This is a genomic window from Elusimicrobiota bacterium (genome assembly GCA_016722575.1).
Taxonomy (GTDB): Bacteria; Elusimicrobiota; Elusimicrobia; order FEN-1173; family FEN-1173; genus JADKIY01.
In genome coordinates, this window is the sequence record JADKIY010000005.1 from 64,933 (window position 1) to 91,161 (window position 26,229).

At 62.3% G+C, this 26,229-nt stretch carries 24 protein-coding genes and 1 pseudogene; all 25 read left to right on the forward strand.

Going from position 1 to position 26,229, the window contains the following annotated elements:
* The first annotated feature begins 7 nt into the window (after window positions 1–7).
* The 25 genes and pseudogenes from IPP68_09155 to pnp all read left to right on the forward strand — a co-directional run bounded on the left by IPP68_09155 (window position 8) and on the right by pnp (window position 26,226).
* On the forward strand, window positions 8–727 hold the full coding sequence (locus tag IPP68_09155) for a UMP kinase (GenBank protein ID MBL0350527.1): 720 nt from the start codon (window positions 8–10) through the stop codon (window positions 725–727).
* A 21-nt stretch (window positions 728–748) separates the two neighbouring features.
* A complete protein-coding gene (gene frr, locus IPP68_09160; GenBank protein ID MBL0350528.1) occupies window positions 749–1,324 on the forward strand; it encodes a ribosome recycling factor in 576 nt (191 codons plus the stop codon).
* A 29-nt stretch (window positions 1,325–1,353) separates the two neighbouring features.
* A pseudogene (gene uppS, locus IPP68_09165) lies at window positions 1,354–2,099 on the forward strand (di-trans,poly-cis-decaprenylcistransferase).
* Window positions 2,100–2,101: 2 nt separating this feature from the next.
* Window positions 2,102–2,953 carry a phosphatidate cytidylyltransferase gene (locus IPP68_09170; protein ID MBL0350529.1) on the forward strand — a complete coding sequence of 284 codons (852 nt, stop codon included), beginning with the start codon at window positions 2,102–2,104 and terminating at the stop codon, window positions 2,951–2,953.
* Window positions 2,953–4,140 carry a 1-deoxy-D-xylulose-5-phosphate reductoisomerase gene (locus IPP68_09175; protein MBL0350530.1) on the forward strand — a complete coding sequence of 396 codons (1,188 nt, stop codon included), beginning with the start codon at window positions 2,953–2,955 and terminating at the stop codon, window positions 4,138–4,140. Before IPP68_09170 ends, IPP68_09175 begins: the two co-directional genes overlap by 1 nt.
* The gene (locus IPP68_09180) at window positions 4,137–4,460 is read left to right on the forward strand and encodes a site-2 protease family protein (GenBank protein ID MBL0350531.1); all 324 of its coding nucleotides are present in this window, start codon (window positions 4,137–4,139) and stop codon (window positions 4,458–4,460) included. The genes IPP68_09175 and IPP68_09180 overlap by 4 nt, the downstream gene beginning before the upstream one ends.
* Window positions 4,457–5,233, forward strand: a complete 777-nt coding sequence (locus IPP68_09185) for an RIP metalloprotease (protein MBL0350532.1) — start codon at window positions 4,457–4,459, stop codon at window positions 5,231–5,233. The genes IPP68_09180 and IPP68_09185 overlap by 4 nt, the downstream gene beginning before the upstream one ends.
* Entirely contained in the window at window positions 5,233–6,954 is a 1,722-nt protein-coding gene (locus tag IPP68_09190) for a proline--tRNA ligase (protein MBL0350533.1), read from the forward strand. The genes IPP68_09185 and IPP68_09190 overlap by 1 nt, the downstream gene beginning before the upstream one ends.
* Before the next feature lie 19 nt (window positions 6,955–6,973).
* The gene (locus tag IPP68_09195; protein ID MBL0350534.1) at window positions 6,974–7,453 is read left to right on the forward strand and encodes a cyclic nucleotide-binding domain-containing protein; all 480 of its coding nucleotides are present in this window, start codon (window positions 6,974–6,976) and stop codon (window positions 7,451–7,453) included.
* A gap of 28 nt (window positions 7,454–7,481) precedes the next feature.
* Window positions 7,482–10,217, forward strand: a complete 2,736-nt coding sequence (locus IPP68_09200) for a CHASE2 domain-containing protein (protein ID MBL0350535.1) — start codon at window positions 7,482–7,484, stop codon at window positions 10,215–10,217.
* 12 nt (window positions 10,218–10,229) lie between these two features.
* Window positions 10,230–11,048, forward strand: a complete 819-nt coding sequence (locus IPP68_09205; protein MBL0350536.1) for a Stp1/IreP family PP2C-type Ser/Thr phosphatase — start codon at window positions 10,230–10,232, stop codon at window positions 11,046–11,048.
* Window positions 11,049–11,069: 21 nt separating this feature from the next.
* Window positions 11,070–11,771, forward strand: coding sequence for an FHA domain-containing protein (locus tag IPP68_09210; GenBank protein MBL0350537.1), 702 nt, complete (start codon window positions 11,070–11,072; stop codon window positions 11,769–11,771).
* Window positions 11,772–11,876: 105 nt separating this feature from the next.
* Window positions 11,877–13,529: a FecR domain-containing protein gene (locus tag IPP68_09215; GenBank protein MBL0350538.1), complete on the forward strand. Its 1,653-nt coding sequence runs from the start codon at window positions 11,877–11,879 to the stop codon at window positions 13,527–13,529.
* A complete protein-coding gene (locus tag IPP68_09220) occupies window positions 13,526–14,800 on the forward strand; it encodes a hypothetical protein (protein MBL0350539.1) in 1,275 nt (424 codons plus the stop codon). Before IPP68_09215 ends, IPP68_09220 begins: the two co-directional genes overlap by 4 nt.
* Window positions 14,801–14,885: 85 nt before the next feature.
* Window positions 14,886–15,347 carry a ribosome maturation factor RimP gene (locus IPP68_09225; protein ID MBL0350540.1) on the forward strand — a complete coding sequence of 154 codons (462 nt, stop codon included), beginning with the start codon at window positions 14,886–14,888 and terminating at the stop codon, window positions 15,345–15,347.
* 18 nt (window positions 15,348–15,365) lie between these two features.
* On the forward strand, window positions 15,366–16,739 hold the full coding sequence (gene nusA / locus IPP68_09230; protein ID MBL0350541.1) for a transcription termination/antitermination protein NusA: 1,374 nt from the start codon (window positions 15,366–15,368) through the stop codon (window positions 16,737–16,739).
* Window positions 16,740–16,743: 4 nt separating this feature from the next.
* The gene (infB, locus tag IPP68_09235) at window positions 16,744–18,939 is read left to right on the forward strand and encodes a translation initiation factor IF-2 (protein MBL0350542.1); all 2,196 of its coding nucleotides are present in this window, start codon (window positions 16,744–16,746) and stop codon (window positions 18,937–18,939) included.
* Between the two features lie 15 nt (window positions 18,940–18,954).
* Complete coding sequence (gene rbfA / locus IPP68_09240; protein MBL0350543.1) at window positions 18,955–19,359, forward strand: 30S ribosome-binding factor RbfA; 405 nt, start codon at window positions 18,955–18,957, stop codon at window positions 19,357–19,359.
* A 2-nt stretch (window positions 19,360–19,361) separates the two neighbouring features.
* Window positions 19,362–20,354 carry a bifunctional oligoribonuclease/PAP phosphatase NrnA gene (locus tag IPP68_09245; protein ID MBL0350544.1) on the forward strand — a complete coding sequence of 331 codons (993 nt, stop codon included), beginning with the start codon at window positions 19,362–19,364 and terminating at the stop codon, window positions 20,352–20,354.
* Window position 20,355: 1 nt separating this feature from the next.
* Window positions 20,356–21,084 carry a tRNA pseudouridine(55) synthase TruB gene (truB, locus tag IPP68_09250; GenBank protein ID MBL0350545.1) on the forward strand — a complete coding sequence of 243 codons (729 nt, stop codon included), beginning with the start codon at window positions 20,356–20,358 and terminating at the stop codon, window positions 21,082–21,084.
* Entirely contained in the window at window positions 21,084–21,992 is a 909-nt protein-coding gene (gene ribF, locus IPP68_09255) for a riboflavin biosynthesis protein RibF (GenBank protein MBL0350546.1), read from the forward strand. The genes truB and ribF overlap by 1 nt, the downstream gene beginning before the upstream one ends.
* A 27-nt stretch (window positions 21,993–22,019) precedes the next feature.
* A complete protein-coding gene (locus IPP68_09260) occupies window positions 22,020–22,646 on the forward strand; it encodes a DUF2238 domain-containing protein (protein MBL0350547.1) in 627 nt (208 codons plus the stop codon).
* Entirely contained in the window at window positions 22,643–23,455 is an 813-nt protein-coding gene (locus IPP68_09265; protein MBL0350548.1) for a hypothetical protein, read from the forward strand. Before IPP68_09260 ends, IPP68_09265 begins: the two co-directional genes overlap by 4 nt.
* A gap of 49 nt (window positions 23,456–23,504) precedes the next feature.
* Complete coding sequence (gene rpsO / locus IPP68_09270) at window positions 23,505–23,771, forward strand: 30S ribosomal protein S15 (protein ID MBL0350549.1); 267 nt, start codon at window positions 23,505–23,507, stop codon at window positions 23,769–23,771.
* Window positions 23,772–23,928: 157 nt separating this feature from the next.
* Complete coding sequence (gene pnp, locus IPP68_09275) at window positions 23,929–26,226, forward strand: polyribonucleotide nucleotidyltransferase (protein MBL0350550.1); 2,298 nt, start codon at window positions 23,929–23,931, stop codon at window positions 26,224–26,226.
* Window positions 26,227–26,229: the final 3 nt, after the last annotated feature.

Genomic DNA, 26,229 nt, shown 5'->3' on the forward strand with positions numbered 1-26,229 from the left:
CCGACCCATGCCCACCCCCAAGCGCGTTCGGCGGGTTGTGCTTAAACTGTCGGGGGAGGCCCTCCTCGGACGCGCCGCGTCGGGCATCGACGTGGACGCGCTTTTCGGGATCGCGCAGGAAATCAAATCCGCCCAAAAGGCCCATCACCAAATTGCCGTGGTGGTCGGCGGGGGGAACATCTGGCGGGGCGGGCGCGGGCAAGGCAAGGAATTGGACCGGGTTATTTCCGATCAAATGGGCATGCTGGCCACGCTGGTCAATGCCCTGGCCCTGCAGGACGCTCTGGAACAACTGGGCGCGCCCACCCGGGTTCTCTCGGCCCTGGAGGTCGCCAAGTTGGCCGAACCCTACATCCGGCGGCGCGCCATCCGGCACTTGGAAAAGGGCCGCATCGTCATCTTCGGCGCGGGCACGGGCAATCCGTTCTTCTCGACGGACACCGCCGCCGCCCTTCGCGCCTCGGAAATCGAAGCCCACGTCGTCTTGAAAGCCACTCAGGTCGACGGCGTCTACGATTCCGACCCCCGCAAAAACCCCAAAGCCAAGCGCTACAAATCCTTGACGCTCTTGACCGCCCTCCGCGACCGGTTGGGGGTCATGGACGCCACCGCGCTTTCCCTTTGTTTGGAGAACAAGATTCCCGTCCGCGTTTTCAATCTGCGGGGCCCCGGCAACATGCGCCGAGCCATCGCCGGCGAAGACGTGGGCACTCTTGTGACGCCCTGACCCGAATTCCCGAGGCCTCTCATGTCGTCCCTCAACGCCAACGCGCAGCCCGTCATTAACGAAGCCGAAGAAAAGATGAAAAAGTCGGTGGAAAAAATCCGACAGGAATACGCGAGCCTTCGCACGGGCCGCGCCACCGGCTCGCTGCTGGACCATTTGAAAGTCGAGTACTACGGCTCCCACGTGCCGCTCAAACAGGTGGCCGCCGTGAGCGTTCCGGAAGGGCGCACCCTGGAGGTCAAACCCTGGGACATCGGCGCCCTGGCCGCCATCGAAAAAGCCATCCGCACGTCCGACCTCGGATTGAACCCGACCAACGACGGCAAAATGCTTCGGCTCAACATCCCCACGTTGACCGAGGAACGGCGGAAGGAAATGGTTAAGCACGTGAAGAAAGTCGCCGAGGATTTCCGCGTCTCGGTCCGCAACGACCGACGCGAGGCCATGGAAAAAATCAAGAAAGCGGAAAAAGACAAGGCGCTCTCGGAGGACGACCGCAAGAACGCCGAGCACGCCCTTCAACACGTCACCGACGTCTACATCAAAAAAATCGACGAAACCCTCGCCATCAAAGAAAAAGACATCCTGGAGATTTGACCGCCGACGGCGATCCCATGCCCACTCTCGTGAAACGCCGCCCTTCCGCCACCGCCGGCGAGCCTTCCCTGAACGTTTTGGAATCAAGCCTGGATCGCGCGCGATTGCCCCGGCACGTGGCCATCATTATGGACGGCAACGGTCGCTGGGCCAAGGGCCGCGGGTTGCCCCGGCTGATGGGGCATCGCGCGGGCGCCGAAAGCGTCCGCGAAATCGTGCGCGCCGCGGGCCAATTGGGCCTCGGCACCCTCACCTGTACGCCTTTTCCACCGAAAACTGGCAACGCTCCCCCCTCGAAGTGCAGGGCCTCATGCGCCTCCTCGTTCACACCCTTCGAAACGAAGCCAAAGAACTCCACAAAAACGGCGTGCGCCTGCACGCCGTGGGGCGCACCGACGGCCTTCCGGGACCGGTCCGAAAAGAACTGGACCGAACCATCGAATTTCTTTCCACCAACCGGGGGTTGCACCTCAACCTCGCCCTCAACTACGGGGGGCGCCAGGAAATCGTCGACGCGGCCCGGGCCGTTGTCCGAGGAGGCGAGGACCTCACCGAGGAAACCCTCGCCCGCCATCTCTACACCGCCCATTCCCCGGACCCCGACCTTCTGATTCGAACCTCGGGCGAATTCCGACTCTCCAATTTTCTGCTGTGGCAGTCGGCCTACGCCGAGATTTACGTGACCCCGACCTTCTGGCCCGATTTTCGCCGACGGGACCTGGTGTTGGCGTTGTTGGATTACCAGCGGCGGGAACGCCGCTTTGGGGGGACCTGACCGTGGTTCTTCCGCGGGTTCTGACCGCCCTGGTGTTGGGTCCCCTGTTCCTATGGGTGTTGTATTTGGGAAGCGTCCCGTTCTTGATTTTCATGGGCACCTTGATCCTCCTGGGCCTTTGGGAATTCCATTCCATGGCCGAGGCCGGGGGGCACGCCAACCAATCCATAACGGGGATCGCCGCGGCCCTGCTGGTCACGCTGTCCCTGGTGTTTCCCGGCCTCCGGGCCGACGCCCCCTTTCGCGCCCAGGCGCCGGCCTTTTCCCTGACTCTCGCGGCCGCGATCATGATCTTCCGGGAACTGGGACGGTCCGACAAGAGCCTGTCCATGCTGCGCATGGCCATGACCTGCGCGGGCGTTCTTCTAATCGCGTGGCCCCTGGGGGGGTTCATCCTCTTGCGCGAGGCCCGGGGCGCGACGCCCGAGTTTTTCCACGCGGGACGGTTGGCGGCCTTTTTCCTCGTGGCCTTGATTTGGACCCAGGACACGGCCGCCTGGGCCGTCGGAATGACGATGGGAAAGCACCGGTTGGCCCCCCAAGTGAGCCCGAAGAAATCCTGGGAAGGCGCCGTCGGAGGCCTTTTGGCGGCGGTTTTGGTTTCCCTGTTTCTTCGGGAAGGGTGGATGAATTCGCTTTTCGGCCGGGGGGAAACCGTTTTGGTGGCGATCGTCTTGGGGGTCCTGGCCCAGGCCTCGGATCTGGCGGAATCCCTTTTTAAACGGTGCTTCGGGGTCAAAGACTCCTCGGGACTGCTCCCGGGCCACGGCGGGATTCTCGACCGTTTCGATTCCTTTTTGTTGTCGGGACCGGCCCTCTATTTCTACCTGATCTCCGTCGGCCGGATTCTTTGATGCGGCGTTTGGTCCTCTTGGGATCCACGGGATCCATCGGCGTGAACACCTTGGATTGCGTGCGCCGACTGGCCCGCGCCGGCGACCCCTCGGTCCTCCTCGGCCTCTCGGCGTTCTCCAACCTGGAAAAACTCCAGAAACAGATCCTCGAATTCCGCCCGGCCCGCGTGGTCGTGGGCACCGAAGAAGGCGCCGCGTCTTTGCGTAATTGGCTTCGGTCCCGGCGCTTGACTTGCCGGGTCGGCGTCGGCGTGGAGGGCCTGGTGGAGCTGGCCGCCACCCCGGCGGCCAATCTCGTGGTGTCCGCCGTGGTCGGTTCCGTGGGTCTTCGGCCGCTCCTCGCGGCCATACGCGCGGGGAAAAAAATCGCGCTGGCCAACAAAGAGGCCCTCATCGTGGCCGGCGACTTGCTGATGGACGCCGCGCGCCGCCACGGCGCGGAGCTCTTGCCCATCGACAGCGAACATTCCGCCATCTTTCAATGCTTGAACGGCGCCGAGGCCCGGTCCGTCCGGCGGTTGATCCTGACCGCCTCCGGCGGCGCCTTCTATCGCCGGAAGGGATCCCTGGAAACCGTCACGCCCCGGGAAGCCCTCGACCACCCGACCTGGAAAATGGGAAGGAAAATCACCATCGACTGCGCCACCCTCACGAACAAGGGGTTGGAAGCCATCGAAGCCCATCACCTTTTTCAGGTGCCCCTCGACCGCATCGACATCGTCGTTCACCCCCAATCCATCGTGCATTCTCTGGTGGAATTTAACGACGGAGCCGTTTTGGCCCAACTCTCCCATCCGGACATGCGGCTCCCGATTCAATACGCCCTCACCCATCCCGCGCGCCGCCCCACGCCCTTAAAACCCCTTCGATTGGAGGAAATGGGCCGGTTGGATTTTCGTCGACCGGATTTCAGCCGGTTCCCCAGTCTTTCCCTGGCCCTTTCCGCCGGTCGCCGGGGGGGAACGTGGCCCGCCGTTTTCAACGGGGCCAACGAGGTGGCGGTCCACGCTTTTTTAAACGGCGAATTGTCCTTCCCCGGAATTCCGGCCCTGTGCCGCCGCGTCCTGGCCGCCCACCGCCCGCCGGCCCGGACCCCTGGCGAAGAGGCCGGGTTATCCGCTATTCTTAGGGCCGATTCCTGGGCCCGGGAAAAATCCCGTGCCCTGATCGAACAGGAGAAAAAATGATTTCATTTTTGCTCGGTTCCGCCAGCGTGTTGATCGCTTTCGGACTCGTTATTTTTGTTCATGAATTCGGCCACTTCATCGTCGCCAAAAAAACCGGCGTGAAAGTGGATCGGTTCTCCTTCGGCCTCGGACCGGAACTGTTCGGTTTTACCTGGGGAGAAACGCGCTACTGCGTCGCTTGGATCCCCCTGGGCGGCGAAGTGCGGATGGCGGGGGAAATGGACCCCGGGGCGGAGCGCACCCCCCCCGGGATCCCCGGGAATTTTTTGCCAAACCCTGGTACCGCCGAATCCCCATCGTGGTGGCCGGCCCGGCGATGAATTACGCTCTCGCGTTTCTCCTCTTCAGTTTGGTGTTCTTTGTCTGGGGCAATCCGAGCCTCTCCACGGAAGCCGTCATCGGGGATTTGGCCGAGGGGTTCCCGGCCCAAACCGCCGGATTGAGGCCGGGCGACCGGGTGCTTTCCATCGATGGCGCGGCCGTCGCCCAATGGAAAGAATTGGCCCTGGCCATTCACGACCGCGCGGAACGGCCCGTACGGTTGGACGTTCAACGGACCGAAAACGGAAAGACGTCCGTCGCCCTGCGGGTCCAATTAACCCCGCGGCGGGACCCGGCCACCGGGCACGGGCTGATCGGCATCACGCCGCTCACGGTCTACGAAAAAATGGGGTTGTTCGGGTCCCTGCGCATGGGCGCCTTCCAAACGGTTTTTTGGAGTGTCCACACCCTCGACTACCTCAAGGAGCGTATCGTCCGGCGGGAAAAACCGGAGCTCTCGGGGCCCGTGGGCATCGCCGCCGTCATCTCCAAGTCCGCGCGAAGCGGGATGCAAGACTATATTTTTCTGATCGCCATGATTTCCCTCGGGATCGGCCTGTTCAACCTCTTTCCGATCCCCATGCTCGACGGCGGCCATTTGATGTTTTATTTGATCGAAGGCCTCGTTCGCCGACCGGTCAGCCGGCGGATCGTTCAAACCGCCAACGCGGTCGGTCTCTCCGTGCTCCTCGGTATTTTGGTTTTCGCGACCTATTCGGACATTCAACGCCTGCGGGGCGGTGACGCGCCCGCCGCCACCGGAACCAAATAATGCGCCTGTCGCGGTATCTGCTGCCCACGCTTAAAGAGTTGCCCTCGGACGCCGACACCCCGTCGGCGCGCCTCATGTTGCGGTCCGGCATGATCCGGAAAGTCTCCTCCGGCCTTTACGAATGGCTGCCCTTCGGGTTGCGCGCCCTGCGCCGCGTGGAGCGCATCGTCCGGGAAGAAATGGACGCCGCGGGGGGCCAGGAAGTGTGGCTTCCGACCCTCCAACCCAAGGAACTCTGGCAGGAGTCCGGCCGCTGGCAGGTCTACGGGAAGGAAATGATGCGGCTCAAGGACCGCAAGGACGGCGAGTTTTGCCTGGCGCCCACGGCCGAAGAAGTGGTCACCGATCTGGTCCGCCGGGAAGTGCGGTCCTACCGGGAACTTCCCCTGCTCCTTTACCAATTCGGCGAAAAATTCCGTGACGAAATCCGGCCCCGCTTCGGCGTCATGCGCGCCCGGGAATTTTACATGAAGGACGCCTACTCCTTCCACGCCGACGAGACCGATTTGGAAAAAACCTACCGCGCCGTGTTCGCGGCGTACGAGCGGATTTTCACCCGTTGCGGCCTGAAGTTCCGTCCCGTCGAAGCCCAGACGGGCGCCATCGGGGGCAATTTCTCCCACGAATTCATGGTGTTGGCCGAAACGGGGGAGGAAACCATCGCGGCCTGCAACGATTGCGGCTACGCCGCCAACGTCGAGCGGGCGGAATGCCTGGCCCCGGCCGCCGAAAAAGAAGCGCCCCAACCGCTGGAGGAGGTCGACACCCCGGGCCCGGGCGCGGTGGCGGACGTCGCCAAATTTTTAAATCTCCCCGAATCGCGGTTTCTCAAGACGCAGATTTACGTGGCGGACGACAAGCCGATCATCGCTCTGCTTCGGGGCGACACGGAATTGAACGAAGCCAAACTTCAAAAAGTCCTGGAAGCGCGGGTGCTTTACCGCGCCGGCGACGACGTTTACCGGAGCGTGGCGGGCTGCGACGTCGGCTTCGCCGGACCCCAGGGTCGGTCCGTCCCGGTGATTGCCGATCTGGCCGCCGCGGCCGTCGTCAACGGGGTGTCGGGCGCCAACAAGAACGGGCGCCACGTGAAGAATTTGAACGCCCCCCGGGATTTCACGGCCGCCCGCGTGGCCGATCTTCGGCTGGTCCGGGAATCCGACCCTTGCCCCCGGTGCGGAAAGCGGTTATCCTTCTTCAAAGGCATCGAAGTGGGCCACACGTTCAAATTGGGCACCAAATATTCCCAGGCCATGGGCGCCGGCTATTTGACGGACAAAGGCGCGAAGACGCCCTTCCAGATGGGCTGTTACGGGATCGGCGTCAGCCGGGTGGTGGCCGCCGCGTTGGAGCAATGCCACGACGACAACGGCATCGTTTGGCCCGAGGCCATCGCTCCCTTTGACGTGACGGTGTTGCCGCTGAACGTTTCGGAGCCGAAATTAATGGAAACCGCGGAACGCCTGGAAAAAGAATTGGCCGCCCGGGGCTTCCAAGTGCTTTTGGACGATCGGGACCAACGCGCGGGCGTCAAATTCAAAGACGCGGATTTGCTGGGCATTCCCTGGCGCGTGACGGTGGGGGAGAAAAAGCTCGCCGTGGGCCAGGTGGAAATTAAACGACGCGGCGCGGCCGAGGCCCAGGACGTGGCCATCGACGCGGCCACGGCGTGGCTGGCGGAACGGCGGGGTCAAAAATCCCCCGACCCGGTCGTCGCCTAAATTACGACGGAGGAAAAAGGTGCCCTTTGACGACACGATGTTTTTGAAGCGCCACGTCGATATTTTGTCCTTCTTCACCGACGATCAACTGCGACGCGTCACGGCCGAAATCGACCGGCAAACCTACAACAAAGGGCAAACGGTCGTTTTCCAGGGGGAAATCAGCCACAATTTCCATATCATCAAACGGGGAAAAGTCCAAGTTTTCTCCAAAACGGCAGGCGACAAAGCGCTCGTCGCCGAACTGGGGCCGGGCGACTTTTTCGGCGAAATGTCCCTGTTGGATTCGACCACCGCCAGCGCCACGATCCGATCGGCCGAGGACGGGTCCGAAATCCTGATGATCTCCCACGACACCTTCAAACAACTTCTCCGCGAATTCCCGGCGTTGGAACTCGCCCTCCGGGACAAAGTGGCCGAACGCCAGCGCCAACGCCACGCCGCTCTCCAGTCCAAAAAACCGGGCGACGCTCCCGCCGGCGGCGGTTCGCCGTTGTGACGGGACGGTCGGCGACCGGGACGGCCCGGTGAAAAAACTTTTCGGAGCCGAAGCCCTGATTGGGCTGGCGCTCACCCTCCTCCTCGGCCTGTTGGCCACCCTTCAGCCGGGATTCACCGAATCCCTGGAATTGAAGCTATACGATGTGCGCCTGCACCTGGCGCCCTCCGCGCCCCCGTCCGACGAAATTCGAATGGTGGCCATCGACGACGCTTCCCTTGAAGCGGTCGGCCGGTGGCCCTGGGCCCGGGGCGCCGTGGCGGAGCTCCTTCGACGGGTGGCCGAGGGGAAACCCAAGGTGATCGGGCTCGACATCATGTATGTCGACCCGGACGCCAACCAGGGGTTGGAAGCGGTCCGCGGCCTAAAAAAAGAATTTTCCGACCTTCTGGCGCGCCGGCGCAAAACCCCGGCCCCCAAGGGGCGCGGGGGGAAGACGAAAATCGGCGCGAACGCGCTGGACGATCTGGAATCTTTCGAAGTGAGCTTGGAGGACACCGAGGAATCCCTGGACAACGACGCTCAACTCGCGGGCGCCCTCGCCCAGACGAAAAACGTCGTCCTGCCCCTCACCTTCGCGACGCTCGACAAACCCTTGGTGGACGAGGCGCCCGAATCCATGGAGCGGATGGCCTCCCGCGCCCTCTTGCAATCCCAAATCGCCAACGACCGGGACCCCCGCGTCACGGAAGGGTTCCAACCCCTCCTCCCCATTCCCGCCTTCGCTAAAAGCGTCACCGGCTTGGGCCATTGCAACATCTTTTCCGACAGCGACGGCACCGTGCGCCGGGACACGGTGGTGATCAAATACGCGGGCCAATACCACCCGTCCCTGGCCCTTGAAATGGCCCGCATCGCTTTGAACGTCCCCACCAATAAACTTTCGGTCGTTTTGGGCACGGAACTTCGCCTGGGAGACCGCCGCATTCCCTTGGATTCGGAGAGCCGCTTTTTCATCAAGTTTCAAGGCCCCTTTGCGGACGTCAAAAAAGTCTCCGCGGTCGATGTGTTGCGCGACGAGGGCGGGGTGCCCCCCGAAGCGTTTAAAAACAAAATCGTCTTGATCGGACTGACCGCCCTGGGGGTGGGGAACGTTTTCGTCACCCCCGCCGAATCGACCCACCAGTTCAACGGCGTCATCCTTTCGGCCCTGCAGAACATCTTGGACGGGGACTTCGTCTCGCGTCCGCCGTGGGCCGGCAAGGCCGAAGCCGCCTGGCTTTTGATCCTGGGGTTGATCGCCACGTTCCTGCTCCCGCACCTGAAGGCCAAGGGGGGGCTGTTGGTGGCCGCCGCCTTGTTCGCCGCCACCGTCGGCGTGGGAATTTTCCTTTTTGTTTCCCGGGGTTGGTGGTTGAAAATCTTTTACCCCCTGGCGCTGATCCTGCTGTCTTACGGGTTTGTCACGATCCGCCGGTTTTTCTTCGCGGAAGGTCGCAAGGAGTTCGTCGAAGCGCAAAGCATCGAAACCAACAAGATGCTCGGCCAGTCCTTCCAGGGCCAGGGGCTTTTGGACATGGCCTTCGCCAAATTCCAATTGGTCCCCGTGGACGACGAAATGAAAGGCGTTCTTTACAATTTGGCCCTCGATTTTGAGCGGAAACGCCAATTCAACAAGGCGGCGGTGGTCTACGACCACATTGCCAAGGCCGATCCGAATTTCAAGGACATCAAGGAACGCGCCAAATCCATGAAGCAGGCGGGCGAAACCATGATCGCGGGCCCGGGCCTGGGCGGGGGGAAAGAAGGCGGCACCATCGCCATCGCCGGCGGCGCGGCCAAGCCCACCCTCGGACGCTACGAAATTCAAAAGGAATTGGGCCGCGGCGCCATGGGCGTGGTCTATCTCGGCAAAGACCCCAAGATTAACCGGTCCGTGGCCATCAAAACCCTTCGTTTCGACGACGACATGGACGCCGAGACGGCCAAATTCACCAAGGAACGATTCTTCCGGGAAGCCGAATCGGCGGGGACGCTGAACCACCCGCACATCATTCGGATCTTCGACGCGGGCGAAGACAACGAGATTTCCTTCATCGCCATGGAGTTGCTGGAGGGGGAAGACCTCAAGAAATACGTGGAGAAAGACCACCTGCTCCCGGTTCCCCAGGTGTTGGAATACGTCGCGCAAATCGCCGACGCGCTGGATTACGCCCATCAAAACGGGGTGGTGCACCGGGACGTGAAACCCGCCAACATCATGCGGCTCAAAGACGGGTCCCTTCGGGTCACGGATTTCGGCATCGCCCGCATCACCGCGTCTTCCAAGACCGCCACGGGGACGGTGATGGGCACCCCCAGCTACATGTCCCCCGAGCAGTTGTCCGGCAAAAAAGTCGACGGGCGGTCGGACCTGTTCTCCCTGGGCGTCATGCTTTACGAAATGCTCACGGGGGAAAAACCCTTTGAAGGCGACAGCATCGCCACCTTGCTGTTCAAGATCGCCAACGAACAGCACCCGGACCCGCGCCTGAAGCGTTCGGACCGGGTGGCCGCGGGAATCAAAGCCGTGATCGACAAAGCCCTGCAAAAGGACCCCGACCGCCGGTATCAACGGGGCGCCGAGTTCGCTCGGGACGTTCGCGAATGCCTTGCCCGTCCCGACGACGTCCCGGCCGCCCTCCGGACCGAGGCGGTCAAACCGTCCGCCCCCCTTGTCGAACCCACGGTTCAAATTCCACCCCCCGTTGACAGCGGCGCTTCCACCCTTAAACTTAGTGAACCGCCGGCCCCCCGGGACCCGGACGGGACGCAGAAGCTGTAGGCGGAGGACAAGGTGAAACTTTCGACGGCGGTGCTTTCCGACGCGGGAAAAGTGCGGCGCAACAACGAGGACAGCTGTTTTTCGGACGACGATCTCGGTCTTTTGGTCGTGGCCGACGGCATGGGCGGCCACGCCGCGGGGGAAGTGGCCAGCCAGCTGGCCGTCCAAATCATCCGCGACCAGGTGGTCAACGCCTTTAAAACGGGAACGATCCCGGCTTCCGAAGCGCCGCTGCACTTGTCGGAACGGGGCCGCCTTCTCCATTCCGCGGTGCGCCTGGCCAACGACATGATCTGGGAGGCCTCCCAAAAAAGCCCCGAGCGTCGAGGCATGGGGACCACGGTGGTCGTCGCCCTGGCGAACGGGCCCCGCCTTTCGGTCGCCCACGTGGGAGACAGCCGCCTCTATTTGATGCACGGCAACGAATTCCGCCAAATCACGCAGGACCACTCCTTGGTGGCCGAGCAGGTGGCCAAAGGCCTTCTGACCCCGGAACAGGCGGAAACCTCGGACATCCAGAACGTCTTGACGCGGGCCTTGGGGGCCAAACCCGACGTGGACGTTGACGTGTCGGAACCGACGCTGTCGTCGGGGGATTTGATTTTGGTGTGTTCGGACGGGCTTTCCCGCATGGTCAAAGACGAGGCCATCGCCGGGGAACTCCGCCGTTTGAAGGAACCGACGGAAATGTGCCATAATCTCGTTCAACTCGCTTTGGAGCAGGGCGGTCGCGACAACGTGACGGTGGCCGTCGCGCGCGCCCGGGGCGGGGGGTTCTGGTCCTCGGTGGCACGGGTTTTCGGACGAAAACCGGCGGCTCACGCCGGCTGACAGGATCGAAGGGGCGACAACGTGGCCAAACTTCTTTTAAAATTCAACGGCGCGATTCTTAAAGAATTGCCCATCGTGTTGCCGGAAACCACCATCGGCCGCCGCCCCGATTGCGATCTCGTGATCGACAACCCCGCCGTCTCCGGACATCACGCCAAGGTCCTCATGGAGCCCACCGGGGCCTTCTTTGTGGAGGACGTCGGCAGCACCAACGGGACTTACCTGAGGGACCGAAAAGTCACCAAGTCCCCGCTGCATCACGAAGACGAACTCGTGATCGCCAAACATTCCGTAACGTTTATCAACGAAGAAGAAGCCGCCCGGGCGGCCGCGGCCGCCGTTCCTCGGGAAGCCCTGACTTCCGACGCGACCATTGTGATGTCGTCCCCGCCGCCGCCCCCGAAAATCACCGCCGACAAGGTTGGCTATTTGCGCACCGTCGAGGGGGATGCGCCAGCGGAACCGTTGGCCCTCACTCACTTGACCACCTACATTGGGAAATCCGCCCAGGCCCACATCAAGCTCAAGGGGTTTTTCCAGCCGGATTTGGCTTGCTGCATTGTTAAAAAAGCCGAAGGACATTCTCTGACCTCGCTCAAAGACAAAGTGGTGAAGTTGAACGGCGATCCCTTAATGGACCAGGCCCAGGTTCCTTTAAAAGAAGGGGACGTGATCAATGTGGGCGGCCTCAAACTGCTTTATTTCCTGCAGGACACTCCTTAACTTCCTCCCCCGGCGTTTCCGCCTTTCCCGACCCTTGACTTTGGGCGCGGGCTGCCTATCCTTAAAGAGATGAGGAACCTCCCCCGTGAATTTTGGATCCCGGCCTTGGCTTTCCTCGGCTTGTCTTGGGCCGCGGAACCGGCGTTGGCCCTGAACGTTCGAACGATGACGGGACGGGCCGAAGTGAAACGGTCCGGCCGTACCGATTGGCGCCCGATTGACGGCTCCATGGCGTTAAAGGAAGGCGACACCCTCCGCACGGGTCCCGCCGGGAAAGCCGAACTTCGGATGGGCGAAGGGCATCGGCTCTCGGTGCGGGAAAAAACCACCCTGACCGTGGTGTCGGGTGGAAAGAGCCTTCAATATCGATTCCACGTTTTGGCCGGCCGGGTCCGGGCCTTTGTCCACAAACTCGGTCCCAAGGGACGTTTTGAAATTAGAACCCCGCTGGCCGTGGCCGCGGTCCGTGGGACCGAATTTGAAATGGAAGTGTTCAATCGGGGGACCTCCCGCCTCTCGGTGGTCGAGGGCGTCGTGTCCTTTAAGGATCTGGACGGCCTCTTTAACGAAGTGAGCGTCGTGAAAGGCCAAAGCGTCACCATCGAACCGAACCAGGCCCCCAAGCCCCCGGAACCGGTTCCCCAGGATATTCTTAAAGAAAAAACGGAGGCCGCCGACCGGCCACCCGCCGGTCCCCCCAAAGATATAATCGAACGGGAAGCCCTTTTCGACGGAAACCGGGACGGACGCCAGGAACAAGGGGCCAACAATTTAAAAGAGGGCGTCTATCAGGAAGGGAAGGCCCTCATTGACGCCTACGGAAAACGGGTTCGTTTGGAAGAATACGTGCTGCGCCCGACTCCGACGCAATTCGCCTTCGTGGCCGTTAGCCGCCGGGACAATCGCACCGACGCGACCCGCTTGGACATCTTTTCCCAGAACCCGCTGACGGACGTGGTGGACGTCAAAGGACTTTTTTTTCAGGAGGGAACCGGCCCCATGGACAATTGGGCCGTCGCCACCCAGCGGATCGCAACGAACGGCGGCGACTGGGTCAAAGATTGGCGGGACGGGGGATCGCCTGTTCCTTTCGGCGTCGTGGAAGGCTTGGATATCCATTATTTCACTCAGGTGGTGTTCGCCCATTGGTTTATGGAAGCCAAGGCCGAGGGGCAGGAGCCCGTGCTTCTCTCCCATTGGGTACCGAACTCCTCGTTCTACACGGGGAGCTATGAAGCGACAAAGAACCGCGACGAAACCGATCTGGCCAACGACGGGGGCCAGGACCTTCCCTGGGGATATATAGACTATGTCGGAGTCGGGGCGGGCGGAGTCGTGGGCGACGATCGCCTGATTGACGGGTTTTCCGCCGCGCAACGCGCCCATTACTTTACCAATCCCGTCATCCACACCAAATACAACATCAGCGAAGGCTACGTGCGCACGGCCCGTTTGTATTTGGACGGGACCTCGGGGCCCTTTGATCAGTCCCAGGCGATGGCGGCCAGGGAATCGGTGATGTCTCTGGCCTACACCGTCCCCTTCGCCTCCGCCGGGCCGACCCTCACCGTGACCTCCTTCCGATTGGCCGACGACGGACGACGGCTCAACGCCGTCGACATCGCCCAAAACAATTTAAAGAACGACATCAATTTCGAGACCGTCTATGGTTCCAATTTATTCCCCGGCCGTAAAATCGACATTGTGACGAGCCCCTTGACCTTACAGCCGCCGGACGAACGTCGCCAAGACAAATGATCCGTTCGACCTCCCCTTCCCACGCCCGGGCCGCGGCCGCGATCGGCCTGTCGATTTTCGCTCGAACCGCTTTCGCCTATTCCCTGACGGACCGCGCCCCGGAGGAATCCGGCGTCGCGTGGACGCCATATTTTTCCGCGGAATTCTACGGGGGGCAATCCACTTTTTCCGGAGACAGCCAGTCCCCGGTCAGCGGCCCCAACGGGTCGGTTTTGTTTGTGCCCGGCCTTCGTCTGGGCCCACGGCTCACCCTTCTCCCGAGCCTCTCGGCCAACTACCGCCAAACCCGCGACGTTCAAGAACTGATCGGGGGAGGGTTCCTCACCCAAAAGCAATCGGACCAAGCCCTGGCGGTCAAGGCGCTTTGGTCTATGACGGACCGGTGGAAAATCAAAGGGTACGGGTCGTTCAAACAGGAATTGGTCAACGAAACCTCCGACGAAAAATGGGGGAACGGCCTCTTTGATTATCGAAAAACAGCGGCGGGTTTTGAGTTGGAGCGCGCGGGATCGCCCCTCCGAAGTTTACGCGCGGGAGTGGACCTATACTGGGTCGCGTTCCCGAATTTCGACAGTCTCTCCTCCGAGGCCCAACAATTCGGCGGGGAAGTGAACGCGGGAACCCACGTCCTCGATTACCGAAGTTTGGACGTTTCCATCTCGGCGGACGCCCTATTGTCGCCCCGAACCGCGTTGTCGGCCACCGCGTCGGCCTCGGACCGCCGGTTCGGCGACCAAAATCTGGTCCAAGTGGACGGCGCCTACGCCGGAACGCTTCGGCACGATCTCTTCCTTTTTGCCTCCGCCGCCCTGCGACGACAAGGCGCGGCGCGAGAGTTCCGATGGGCCTCGGTGGACAGCGTGACGGGGTTGGACGTTTCGGCGGCGTGGCTGAACTCCAACCAAAATAATTACGATACCACCCGGACGGTGTTCAACAACGATTACTACGATTACGTGGAATGGACCGCCGGCCCCCGGCTTTCCCTTCGTTTCAATCAAAAACTGACGGTCGGCCTGGGGGCGTCGTGGTCCCGCCGACGTTACGGGCGTCGCCCCGTGCAGGACGTCGACGGCACCTACTTGACAGGGCACGTGACGACCACGTCCTGGACCTACCGCCTCAGCCTGGGCTACCCGCTGATGGAGCACCTGGACGCCGTTTTAACTGGCGCCTACCAAGACGCCGCCTCCAACATGAAATACGAGTCGGTTTACCGCTACAATTACTCCTCCGCCAGCTATTACGGGGGGCTTTCGCTCAAAATCTGACCGTTGCCTTTTCTCCGTCGTTTTGTTAGTATGAGGATAGAAGTGGCCGGCAATTGAGGCCACTTTTTTTGTTTTAAAGGAATCCATGGGCGTCGCCGAAGACATCGAGCAGAATTTGGCTCCGGTTTTGAAAGAAGCCGGGGTGGAATTGGTCGCCGTTCAGTATCAACGGGAACCCACCGGTTGGGTCCTCCGGTTCTTCTTGGACAAAGAGGGCGGCGTTTCGTTGGACGATTGCGCCGAATGGAGCGACCGCCTCGGGACGTTGGTCGAGGAACGGCGGCTGGTCGACGGGGAGTATTCCTTGGAAGTCTCAAGCCCCGGCCTCCAACGGCCCCTTCGAAAACGGGACGATTTTCTGCGTTTTACGGGCCTGGAAGCCATTGTCAAAACCTTCGCCCCCATCAACAACCAGCGGAACTTTCACGGCCTTCTCCGCGGGGTGGAAAACGACGATTTGATTTTATTGGACCGCACCAACGGTTTGGTAAAAGTGCCTCTTAATGACATCGCCAGCGCAAAACTCGACCCCGCGGTCGGCGCTTAGGAAAAGGTAAAAAACAACATGAACAAAAGCGAATTGATCCCCGTTCTGGAGCAAATCGAGAAGGACAAGGGGATTCCCAAAGAAGAAATTTTGAAAATGATTGAGCAGGCCCTGGTGTCCGCCTACCGGAAACACGCGGGCCAACAGGTCAACGTCCAGGCCTCCATCGACGCCTCGTCGGGCCTGATTCGCGCCTTTGTCGTCAAAGCCATTGTGGAAACGGTGACGAACCCCGCCGTGGAGATCACGGCCGCCGAAGCCAAGAAAGTTCGCGCCGGGATCATCGAGGGGGCCGAACTCAAAATCCCCGTTGAAGCCGAAGATTTCGCCCGCATCGCCGCCCAAACGGCCAAGCAGGTGCTCATTCAAAAAATCCGAGAAACCGAACGGGAAAGCCTTTATTCCGAATACAAGCCCAAAGAGGGCATTCTCATCAACGGCACCGTCCATCGCTTCGCCAACCGCAACCTCATTGTCGACATGGGGCGCAACGAAGGCGTCATTCCCATGCGCGAGCAAGTCCGCCGCGAACACTGGATGGTCGGCGATCGCGTCCGCGCCCTCATTCTAAAAGTGGAAAAGGGACCGCGCGGCCCCGAGGTGATTTTGTCCCGGGCGCACCCGGACTTCGTGAAACGCCTGTTTGAGCAGGAAGTTCCCGAAATTTACGAGAAAACCGTCGAAGTCCTGGACGTCGTACGGGAAGCGGGGTTCCGTTCCAAAGTCGTCGTCCGCAGCAACAACCCGAAAGTCGACCCCATCGGCGCCTGCGTCGGGGTGAAGGGGTCCCGGGTCCGTCCCATCATCAACGAACTTCAAGGCGAACGCATCGACCTGGTGGCCTTTTCGCCGGACGTCACGACCTACATCGCCAACGCCCTGTCGCCGGTGAAACCCCTCTCGGTCCGCATCGTCAACCTGGAAGAAAAACGCGCCGAAGCCCTGGTGGCCAACGACCAATTGTCGCTCGCCATCGGGAAGGCCGGACAGAACGTGCGACTCGCCAACAAGCTCACCGGGTGGAACATCGACGTCCGGTCCGAACTGCAAAAAAAAGAGGAATCCCAAGCCACCGCCGCCGCCCGCATCGACGAGCTCTCCCGGCTGGAAGGCGTGGGCCCCAAAACCGCCGAGGTGTTGCAAAAAGGCGGATGGGGGGACATGGAACGGTTGGCCAACGCCAAACCGGACGACCTCACGGCCCTCTCCGGCGTGGGCGAGAAGACGGCCGAAAAAATCATCGAGTCCGCCAAATTGTATTTGCAGGCCAAAGCGGCCGCTCCCGTGGACGCCGCGACCAACGAGGCCGCCGCCGAAACGGCCCCGGCCGAAACACCCGAATCCGCGCCCGCGCCGGAATCCGAACCGACCGCCGGAGCCAAGGACGAATAACGCCATGACCGACGCCAAAAAGAAAACCGCGGCCGCCAAACCGGCCGCCAAAAGCGCTCCCAAAAAACCCGACGCCAAGAAAAAAGCGAAGCCCGCGGCGGAAAAACCGGTTAAGGCGAAACGCGCCCCCAAAAAAGACGCCGAAACCCCGAAAGCCGTTCCGGCCCCGGTCGCCGTCAAAGCCAAAAAAGAACCGATCCTCGAAGCGCCGACGGCCCCGGTCAAATCGCCCGAGCCCAAACCCCTTTCCGTCACGATTCCCAAGCCGCCGACGAAACCCGTGACCCCGGCGCCCGTGGCGCCGCCCGTCGTCAAGGCAACGCCGGTCCCCGCCGCCCGCCCCGCGACGCCCGAAACCCGCGCGCCCCAGGCCCCGGCGCCCAAGCCGGCCGAACCCGTGCGTCCCCCGACCCCCGCGCCGGCCCCGGTGAAACCCGCGGCCCCGCCGGTTCCCCGGACCAAAATTTCCGTTCCCGAATCCATCACGGTCAAGGAACTGGCCGAAAAGATGAACGTCAAACTTCCGGACGTGATGAAAAAACTCATCACGATCGGCGTCATGGCCAACCTCAATCAGCGCCTGGACAAAGACTCCGTGACGCTCTTGGCGGACGCCTTCAATTTTGACGTGGACATCAAGGCCCTCTACGCCGATGAAGCCCTCAGTGTGGCGGACGACGCCAGCACGCTGCTGCCCCGACCGCCGGTCGTCACCGTCATGGGCCACGTCGATCACGGGAAAACCTCCCTCTTGGACGCCATCCGTTCCGCCCGGGTGGCGGAAAAAGAAGCGGGGGGAATCACCCAGCACATCGGCGCCTATCAAGTGAAAACCGACAAGGGGTTGGTGACCTTTTTGGACACCCCCGGCCACGAAGCCTTTACCGCCATGCGGGCCCGCGGCGCCCAGGCGACCGACCTGGTGATTTTGGTGGTGGCCGCCGACGACGGCGTAATGCCGCAGACCGTGGAGGCCTTGAACCACGCCCGGGCCGCGGGCGTGCCCATCGTGGTCGCCATCAACAAGTGCGACCTTCCGACGGCCAACCCCCAGCGCATCAAGCAGGAACTGGCGAACCTCAACCTCGCCCCGGAAGATTGGGGCGGAAAAACGGTCATGGTGGAAGTGTCGGCCAAAGCCAAAAAGAATTTGGACAAACTATTGGAAATGATTCTTCTGGAAGCCGAGCTGTTGGACCTCAAGGCAAACCCGAACCGCCCCGCCCAGGGCATCGTGGTCGAGGCGAAGCTCGACCCCCGCCGGGGCCCCGTGGCCACGGTGCTGATTCAAAAGGGCACCCTCCGGGTGGGCGACGCCTTCGTGTGCGGCGTCACGGCCGGCAAGATCCGCGCGTTGACCAACGACAAGGGCGAACGGGTCAAGGACGCCCCGCCCGCCTATCCCGTCGAAATTTTGGGATTGTCCGGCACGCCCCAGGCCGGCGACAAGTTGGTCGTCCTCCCCAGCGACCGGGAAGCCCGGGAAATCGCCGAACGACGCCAGGGCATCGCCACGGCGGAAGCCCGACGCGCCCGGCAACATTTGACGCTGGAAGCCTTTCACGAAGCGGCCGCGGCGGGCAAGGTAAAACAACTGCCCATCGTCCTTAAAGCCGACGTGCAGGGGTCGCTCGAAGCCATCCGAGACTCCCTGGAAAAATTAAACGGGGCGGAAATTTCCGTGCGCGTGATCCACGCCGGCATCGGTGGCATCACCAATTCCGACGTGGTGCTGGCCGACGCCTCCGACGCCGTGATTCTCGGCTTCAACGTCCGCCCCGACCCCTCCTCCGAATCCCTGGCTCAGCGGGAAGGCGTGGAAATCAAAACCTACCGAATCATCTACGACATGGTCAACGACGTCAAAGCCGGCTTGGAAGGCCTCCTGGACCCCGAGGAAAAGGAAGTGACGACCGGCTGGGCCGACGTCCGTAAAACCTTCACGGCCCCCAAAGTGGGTTTCGTCGCCGGGTGCATGGTGACCGACGGCAAAGTCACCCGGACCGGCCGGGCGCGTCTGGTCCGCAACGGCGCCATCGTTTTTGAAGGCGCCATCGGCAGCCTCCGCCGCTTCAAAGACGACGTCCGCGACGTGGAAAAGGGCTACGAGTGCGGCATCTCCCTGGCGAACTTTCAGGACGTCAAGGTGGGGGACAAAATCGAGTTCTACGTCATTGAAAAGCAGGCCCGAAAGCTCTGACCGGGCGTCCCCCCCATGTGGCAACGTCGGATTGAACGCGTCAACGAACTGCTTCTGCGGGAAATCTCCAATTTCGTTTTGGAGAACCAGCCGCCGGACCTGGGGTTTGTGACCTTTACCGGGGTGAGCGTCACCGAGGACTTGGAGCAGGCCCGCGTTTATTTCTCCGTCATGGGCACCGACGCCGAAAAGGCCCGGAGCCTGGATCTCCTGAACGCCATGCGGACGGATTTAACGCGGCGCATGCGGCGGCTCGAAAGCCTGAAGCGCATTCCCGAACTCCATTTCGAGTTCGACGCCACGCCCGAACGGGCCGCCCGCGTGCACGAAATCATCGAACACCTCCACGCTCCGCCGCCCGCCGCCGCGGCTCCGGCGACCAAACCCGGGAAAGAACGTCCGCCGCGCAAAAAAACCTGACCATGCCCCTGCCGCCGATCCCACGATCGTCGCAACAGGCCATCGGGCAAATCCTGGCGGCGGTCAAAAAACACAAAACTTTTTTTCTCACCGGCCACGAACGGCCCGACGGCGACACCGTGGGCTCCGAATTGGCTTTGGCCGGATTCCTTCGGCGGTCCGGCAAAAAAGTGACCGTGGCCAACACCGGCGGCGTGCCCGCGATGTTCGACTTTTTGGCCGGGGTCCGCTCGATCCGCACCGCCCCCCGAATTCCCGGCCGCTTTGACTGCGCCGTGGTGTTCGAGTGTTCGGGGCCCGACCGAATGGGGAACATCATCGACTTGAAAACCCAGGCGACCACCGTCATCAACATCGATCATCACGCCCACCACAGCCGCTTCGGCCACATCAATCTGATCAACCCCCGCACTTCCTCCAACTCGGAACAACTGGCCTACGTCTTCGAGCGCGCCGGTCACACGCTGAACCGGGCCGAAGCCACGGCCTTGTACGTGGGGCTGGTCACGGATTCCGGCCGCTTTCAGCACAGTTGCACCACCCCCGAAAGCCACGCGGTGGCGGCCCTTCTTCTGCGACGCGGCGTGGACGTCGCCGAAGTCCACCGACACGTCTACGGCACCCGTTCGGTGCCGGCCCTGCGCCTCCTGGCCCGGGCTCTAGCGGGCCTCCGACTTGAACTGGACCAGCGGGTGGCCGTTCTCTCCCTGTCCCAAAAAGATTTCGCCGAAACCGGCGCCGGGGAAGACGACACCGAAGACATCGTCAATTACGGCCTCCTCCCGCCCTCCGTGGCGGCCACCGTGTTTCTCTGCGAGTTGCCGGGCGGCGGCACCAAAGCCAGCCTGCGCGGAAAAGGCGCGGTGGACCTGTGCCGGTTGGCGGTTTCCCTGGGGGGCGGCGGCCACAAAAACGCCTCCGGCGTCACGCTCCCGGTCCCCTTGCCGTCGGCGACCCAAACGCTCCTGGACGCCCTCGCCAAAACGCTTAAATAACATGCCCCCTCTGCTCAGCCGCCGGGTCCTCTCCGGCCTCTTTCTCATCGACAAACCCAAGGGTCCGACCTCCCACGACGCGGTGCTTTGGGCCCGGCGGGTCCTCAACACCGCGGAGGTCGGCCACTGCGGCTCCCTCGACCCCATGGCCACGGGACTTCTCCTCTTGGTCGTCGGAGAGGCCCGCACACAACAAAATCGATTCATGGCGGAACGCAAAGTCTACGAAGGCACGGTGCGGCTCGGGTTCGCGACGGACACCGACGACACCGACGGACGTCCCCTGGCGGGGACGTTCGCCCGTTCGGCCGCCGACGTTTCCGAAACCGACGCGCGCTCGGAACTCGAACGGTTCAAGGGCGTTTTTGACCAGGAAGTCCCCACGTTTTCGGCGGTCAAGGTGAACGGCAAACCCTTGTATCATTGGGCGCGCAAGGGCGTCCCGGTGGAGAAACCGACCAAATCCGTCGAAGTCCACGCCATTAATTTTCTGGCCTACGCCCCGCCCGACATCGACTTTCGGGTGGATTGCGCCAAGGGCTTCTACGTTCGGGCCCTGGCCCGGGATTTGGGGAAACGGTTGGGCACCGGTGGCGTTTTGTCGCGCCTTTGCCGGGAGTCCATCGGAACCTACGAACGCCGCAACGCCTACCCCTGGGTGGACCGCGCCGCCCTGGACCCCGCCGTTTTCGAGCGATCGTTCATTCCCATCGAACGGTTGCCCGACTGATGGGGAAACCCGTCGTCCTCACCCTCGGGACCTTCGACGGCGTTCACCGGGGCCACCAGGCTCTTCTGGCGAAGGCCCGGGCCCGGGCGCGCGCGTTGCGCGGGGAGGTGTTGGCCGTGGCCTTTGACCGTCCGCCCCGCCTTTTCTTCCATCCCGAGCCGTCCCCCGCGTTGATTACCACCCCCGAGGAGCGCGCCCTCCTGCTTCGTCGTTTCGGCGCGGATCACGTGGAACGACTGGCCTTTGGCCGGCCCTTGGCCCGTTTGTCCGCCGTTCGATTCCTTCGGGACTACGTTCGGGGGCGATGGAAGGCCCGGGAGTGCGTGGTGGGCTTTAATTTCGCTTTCGGGCGGAGCCGGGAGGGGGATTTCGCGACGCTTCAGCGCCTGGCCCGTCGGTGGAACCTGCGGGTCCACTCCGTGGGGCCCGTGGCGCACCGGGGACAAACGGTGTCCTCGGGGCTTATTCGGCGGTGCCTTCGGGCGGGAAAAACCGACGACGCGGCGGCCTTTCTCGGTCATTCCTTTGCCCTTTCGGGGGAGGTCGTCCGCGGACGGGGATGGGGCCGGGGACTGGGCTATCCCACGGCGAACCTTCGGGTCTCCCCGGACAAGATTTTGCCGGCCGGCGCTTTCGCGGTCGGCGTCGCCCTGCCCTCCGGCACGCGCCGCGGGGGAATGATGAACATCGGCCGACGCCCCACCGTGTTGGCCGACGGGCCGCAAACCGTCGAAGTCCACGTGTTTGATTTTCTCGGCCGATTGGACGGGCAGCGTCTGACGGTCGACCTCCTCGGCCGCCTTCGTCCGGAAAAAAAATTCCCGTCCCGCGCGGACCTGATCCGCCAATTGCGTGAGGACGAGCGCCGGGCCCGATCCCGTGTGGGTCGCTCGGGCTGGCTGGCGTAAAAACGGGTTTGGGTTTATCCTAAGGGCATGGAACCCACGCCCCGCCGCGTTTTCGGAAAGACGGTGTTCTGGATCGGTATCGCCGTCGTTTTTCTTTGGTCCGGATTTCGACCCTTTGACCGATTCACGTGGTTCCTGGAAGTGGCCCCGGCCGTGGTGGGCGCGGTGATTCTCGTCGCCATTCGTCGACGCTTTCCGCTCACCCCCACGCTCCTTGTTTTAATCGGCCTTCACATGGTGGTTTTGATGATCGGCGGTCGCTACACCTACGCCCGAGTTCCGTTGTTCGATTGGATCCGCGATGCTTTCGGCCTGGCCCGCAATCACTACGACCGGCTGGGCCACTTCGCCCAGGGCTTTGTGCCGGCGCTCATCGCCCGGGAAATTCTGATCCGACGCTCCCCCTTGAAACCGGGCGGCTGGCTGTTTTTTCTGGTGGGCTGCGTGGCCTTGTCGATCAGCGCGTTTTACGAGTTGATCGAGTGGGGCGTCTCGTTGGCCACGGGCAGCGCGGGCGACGCCTTTTTGGGAACCCAGGGCGACGTGTGGGACACCCAGTGGGACATGGCCATGGCGTTGATCGGCGCGGTCACGGCGCAAATCGCCCTGGGCCGCCGCCAAGACCGCGAATTGGCCCCGGAAAAACCCACGTGAACCGCGCGGCGAGGATCGTGGCGGCGATCGGCGCGGTCCTCGGCCTGGCGGGGAACGCGCGCGCGGGGTTCGGCGGCCTCGAGGACATCGGCGTTTTTGCGGAGAGCGCTCAAACCGCCTCCACCCACTTCCGCCTGCACCACGAGGAAACCTTCGCCCCCGCCGGCATCCTCAACGATCTGGAAGGGTTGCACGCCAAACTGCTTCTCGACCTGGGCGTTTTCTCGCCCGGGGCCTATTCCGAGCGGATCGACGTCTATTTGTACAAGAACGCCGAGAGCTACGCCGCGCACGCCCACATGCCCGCCTGGTCGGCCGCCCACATTGATTTTCGAAACCGAAAAATCTACGGCTACCCCTCGGGCGAATTGAACCGCACCTTGGCCCACGAGATGGGGCATCTTTTCTTCATGCAATATTTCGTCGCCCAATCCACGACCCCGCCCCTGTGGCTCAACGAAGGCGTCGCCATGCTCATGGAATGGGACTACGGGGGGGACGGCGACTCGAACCAACGGGATCGGTATTTGATCAAAAGCCATCCGCCGCCGCTGGCCGATTTTTTTAAAACGACCTATCAGGGCGCCGGGAGCGATCAAGGCCGCGCCGTCTCCCTCTGGTACGCCCAGGCCGGGAGCGTGACGCGGTTTTTGATGCGCCGATTTTCAAAGGACCAGTTCGTCCGTTTCTGCGCCTCTCTCCGGGAGGGGAAAACAGTGGACGACGCCCTTCCCCTCGCCTACGGCCTCGCCGTTCCCGACGCCCCAACCCTCGACCGTCTTTGGCGGGAATCCCTCAACGCCGAGTGAGCAAGAAAATCCTTTACAGGATTTTCCCTCATTTGCTAGAATCCTCCCGATGATTACAAAAGAAAAGAAACACGACCTCGTATCCAAATTCGGTTCCACCCCCAAAGACACGGGTAACCCGGCCGCCCAAATCGCGATTTTGACCGAGCGCATCAACGGCCTCATGGACCACTTTCAAAAGGCCCCCAAGGACCACGGTTCTCGGCGCGGACTTTTGATGATGGTGGGCCACCGGCGTCGACTCCTGTCGCACTTGCGGGAATCGGAACCGAAGCGGTACGTGGAACTGCTCAAAGAACTTAACCTACGAAAATAGCGCGGCGCCCTTTTGGCGCGCCGGTTGTTTTGCACACGCAAGGGATGCGAAGGCTCCATGATCGTGGAGCGTTCCGATCCCTTCCGAACAACGCAAAACCCGCCGGCCGTCCAAGGGGCTCCGCGTTTTTTTTACACTCCAAAGGAGTCCTTTTACCATGAACAACGTTGAACGACCCGAAATCCAAGTGGGCGACAAGAAAATTTCCTTCGAAGTCGGCGGGGTGGCCCGCCAGGCCGCCGGCGCCGCTCTGGTCCGCATGGGCGACACCGTGGTGATCGTCGCCGCCGCCAACGGGACCAAACCCCGCGAAGACCGCGACTTTTTTCCGCTGACCGTCGATTACCGTGAACGCACTTACGCCGCGGGACGCATCCCCGGCGGGTTCTTTAAGCGCGAAGGGAAAGCGCGCGACAACGAAATTTTGACGAGCCGCCTGATCGACCGCTCCATTCGGCCGCTCTTCCCGGAATTCCTGCGCTTGGAAGTTCAAATCACCGCCCTGGCGCTCTCCCACGACGGCATGCACGACACGGACATCCTGACCATTTTGGGCGCCTCCGTGGCACTCGGCATGTCCACCCTGCCCTGGAACGGCCCCATCGGGGCCGTCCGCATCGCCCGCATCGATGAACGGTTCGTTTTCAACCCGACCCTGGACGAGCAGGACCGGAGCGTTTTGGACCTGGTCGTGGCCGGCAAAAAAGGCTCCATCTTGATGGTGGAATCCGGCAGCTACGAACTTTCCGAAGAGCTCCTCCTGGAAGCCTTGGCGCTGGCCCAACAGGAAATCGACAAAATTTGCGACATGCAGACCGAGCTGTTCCACAAGGTCGGCAAAGCCAAGATGGTCGTGGCCGCTCCGGCGATCGACGCGGGCCTCATCAAGAAAGTCAACGACCTCGCCCGCGGCAAATTCGCCGAAGCCATGCGCATCGCGGAAAAAACCGCCCGAGAAACCTTCATCGACGGCGTCGTCAAAAACGTCAAGGAATCCCTGGCCGCCGAATACCCCGAACAGGGCGGCGACATCTCGTCCTTGCTCGCCACCCTCGAATACGAAGAAGCCCGTCGGCTCATCTTGGACGAAAAACGCCGGACGGACGGACGCGGTTTTGAGGACGTGCGGCCCATTTCGATTCAAAGCGGCGTGTTGCCCCGGGTTCACGGCTCCGCCCTCTTCACCCGCGGTCAAACCCAGGCCCTGGCCACGGCCACCTTGGGATCCCCCGCCGACCAGCAGATCATGGACGAGTTGGAAGGGGAATACAAAGAGCGCTTCATGCTCCATTACAACTTCCCCGGCTTCTCCACCGGCGAACCCAAGGCCGAACGCGGCCCCGGCCGCCGGGAAGTCGGTCACGGCGCCCTGGCCAAACGCGCGCTGTCGCCCCTCCTGCCCGACGCCGAAAAGTTCCCGTACACCCTGCGCGTCGTCTCGGACATTTTGGAGTCCAACGGGTCCTCCTCCATGGCCACCGTATGCGGCGGCTCCCTGGCGCTTTTTGACGCCGGCGTTCCGATGAAACGCGCCGTGGCCGGCATCGCCATGGGCTTGGTGAAAGAGGGCGATCGCACCGCCGTCTTGACCGACATCATGGGCATGGAAGACCATTTGGGCGACATGGATTTCAAAGTCGCCGGCACCACCGAGGGCGTCACCGCCCTTCAGATGGACATCAAAATCGAGGGCATCTCCGTTGACATCATGAAACAGGCCCTGGAACAAGCCAAGCGCGCCCGCCTCTTCGTCTTGGGTAAAATGGCCCAAGCCCTGGCGGAACCCCGCCCGGACCTGGCCCCGACCGCTCCGCGCATGGAAGTCGTGAAGATCCCCGTGGACAAGATCGGCGCTTTGATCGGCCCCGGCGGCAAAAACATCCGCCGCATCATCGCCGAATCCGGCGCCCAGGTGGAAGTGGAAGACGACGGTTCCGTCTACATCACCGCCATTGATCGCGCGTCCATGGAAACCGCCAAACGCCAGATCGAGGGCTACAGCGCCGAAGCCGAAGTGGGCAAAATTTACAAAGGGACCGTCGTTCGCATCATGCCGAAACTCGGGGCGTTCATCGAAATTTTCCCGGGCAAAGACGGCCTCTGCCACATCTCCCAATTGGACGTCACCCGCGTGGAACGCGTCGAAGACGTCGTCAAAGTGGGCGACCAATTGGAAGTCAAAGTCCTGGAAATCGACAACATGGGCCGGGTCAACCTTTCGCGGCGGGCGGTCATCAAACCCGGTTCGGAATTGGAAGTCGCCCCCCGGGGTCCCCGGCGCGACGAACGCGGCGGCGGACGCGGCGGCGATCGTTTTGAGCGGCGCGGCGGCGGTGGGTATCGCGGCGGCGACCGCGGGGGAGACCGCGGCGGCGATCGTGGAGCCCCGCCGGCCCCTCCGCGCCCTCCCGTGGAACGCCGCAGCGACGATCACGGCGGTCGCGGGTACGAATAAATC

Excerpts from the sequence above, each read along its gene's own strand:
- IPP68_09155 (MBL0350527.1), top strand. The coding sequence starts at position 8 with ATGCCCACCCCCAAGCGCGTTCGGCGGGTTGTGCTTAAACTGTCGGGG.
- frr (MBL0350528.1), top strand. The coding sequence starts at position 749 with ATGTCGTCCCTCAACGCCAACGCGCAGCCCGTCATTAACGAAGCCGAA.
- IPP68_09175 (MBL0350530.1), top strand. The coding sequence starts at position 2,953 with ATGCGGCGTTTGGTCCTCTTGGGATCCACGGGATCCATCGGCGTGAAC.
- IPP68_09180 (MBL0350531.1), top strand. The coding sequence starts at position 4,137 with ATGATTTCATTTTTGCTCGGTTCCGCCAGCGTGTTGATCGCTTTCGGA.
- IPP68_09185 (MBL0350532.1), top strand. The coding sequence starts at position 4,457 with ATGAATTACGCTCTCGCGTTTCTCCTCTTCAGTTTGGTGTTCTTTGTC.
- IPP68_09190 (MBL0350533.1), top strand. The coding sequence starts at position 5,233 with ATGCGCCTGTCGCGGTATCTGCTGCCCACGCTTAAAGAGTTGCCCTCG.
- IPP68_09220 (MBL0350539.1), top strand. The coding sequence starts at position 13,526 with ATGATCCGTTCGACCTCCCCTTCCCACGCCCGGGCCGCGGCCGCGATC.
- IPP68_09225 (MBL0350540.1), top strand. The coding sequence starts at position 14,886 with ATGGGCGTCGCCGAAGACATCGAGCAGAATTTGGCTCCGGTTTTGAAA.
- nusA (MBL0350541.1), top strand. The coding sequence starts at position 15,366 with ATGAACAAAAGCGAATTGATCCCCGTTCTGGAGCAAATCGAGAAGGAC.
- infB (MBL0350542.1), top strand. The coding sequence starts at position 16,744 with ATGACCGACGCCAAAAAGAAAACCGCGGCCGCCAAACCGGCCGCCAAA.
- rbfA (MBL0350543.1), top strand. The coding sequence starts at position 18,955 with ATGTGGCAACGTCGGATTGAACGCGTCAACGAACTGCTTCTGCGGGAA.
- IPP68_09245 (MBL0350544.1), top strand. The coding sequence starts at position 19,362 with ATGCCCCTGCCGCCGATCCCACGATCGTCGCAACAGGCCATCGGGCAA.
- truB (MBL0350545.1), top strand. The coding sequence starts at position 20,356 with ATGCCCCCTCTGCTCAGCCGCCGGGTCCTCTCCGGCCTCTTTCTCATC.
- ribF (MBL0350546.1), top strand. The coding sequence starts at position 21,084 with ATGGGGAAACCCGTCGTCCTCACCCTCGGGACCTTCGACGGCGTTCAC.
- IPP68_09260 (MBL0350547.1), top strand. The coding sequence starts at position 22,020 with ATGGAACCCACGCCCCGCCGCGTTTTCGGAAAGACGGTGTTCTGGATC.
- rpsO (MBL0350549.1), top strand. The coding sequence starts at position 23,505 with ATGATTACAAAAGAAAAGAAACACGACCTCGTATCCAAATTCGGTTCC.
- pnp (MBL0350550.1), top strand. The coding sequence starts at position 23,929 with ATGAACAACGTTGAACGACCCGAAATCCAAGTGGGCGACAAGAAAATT.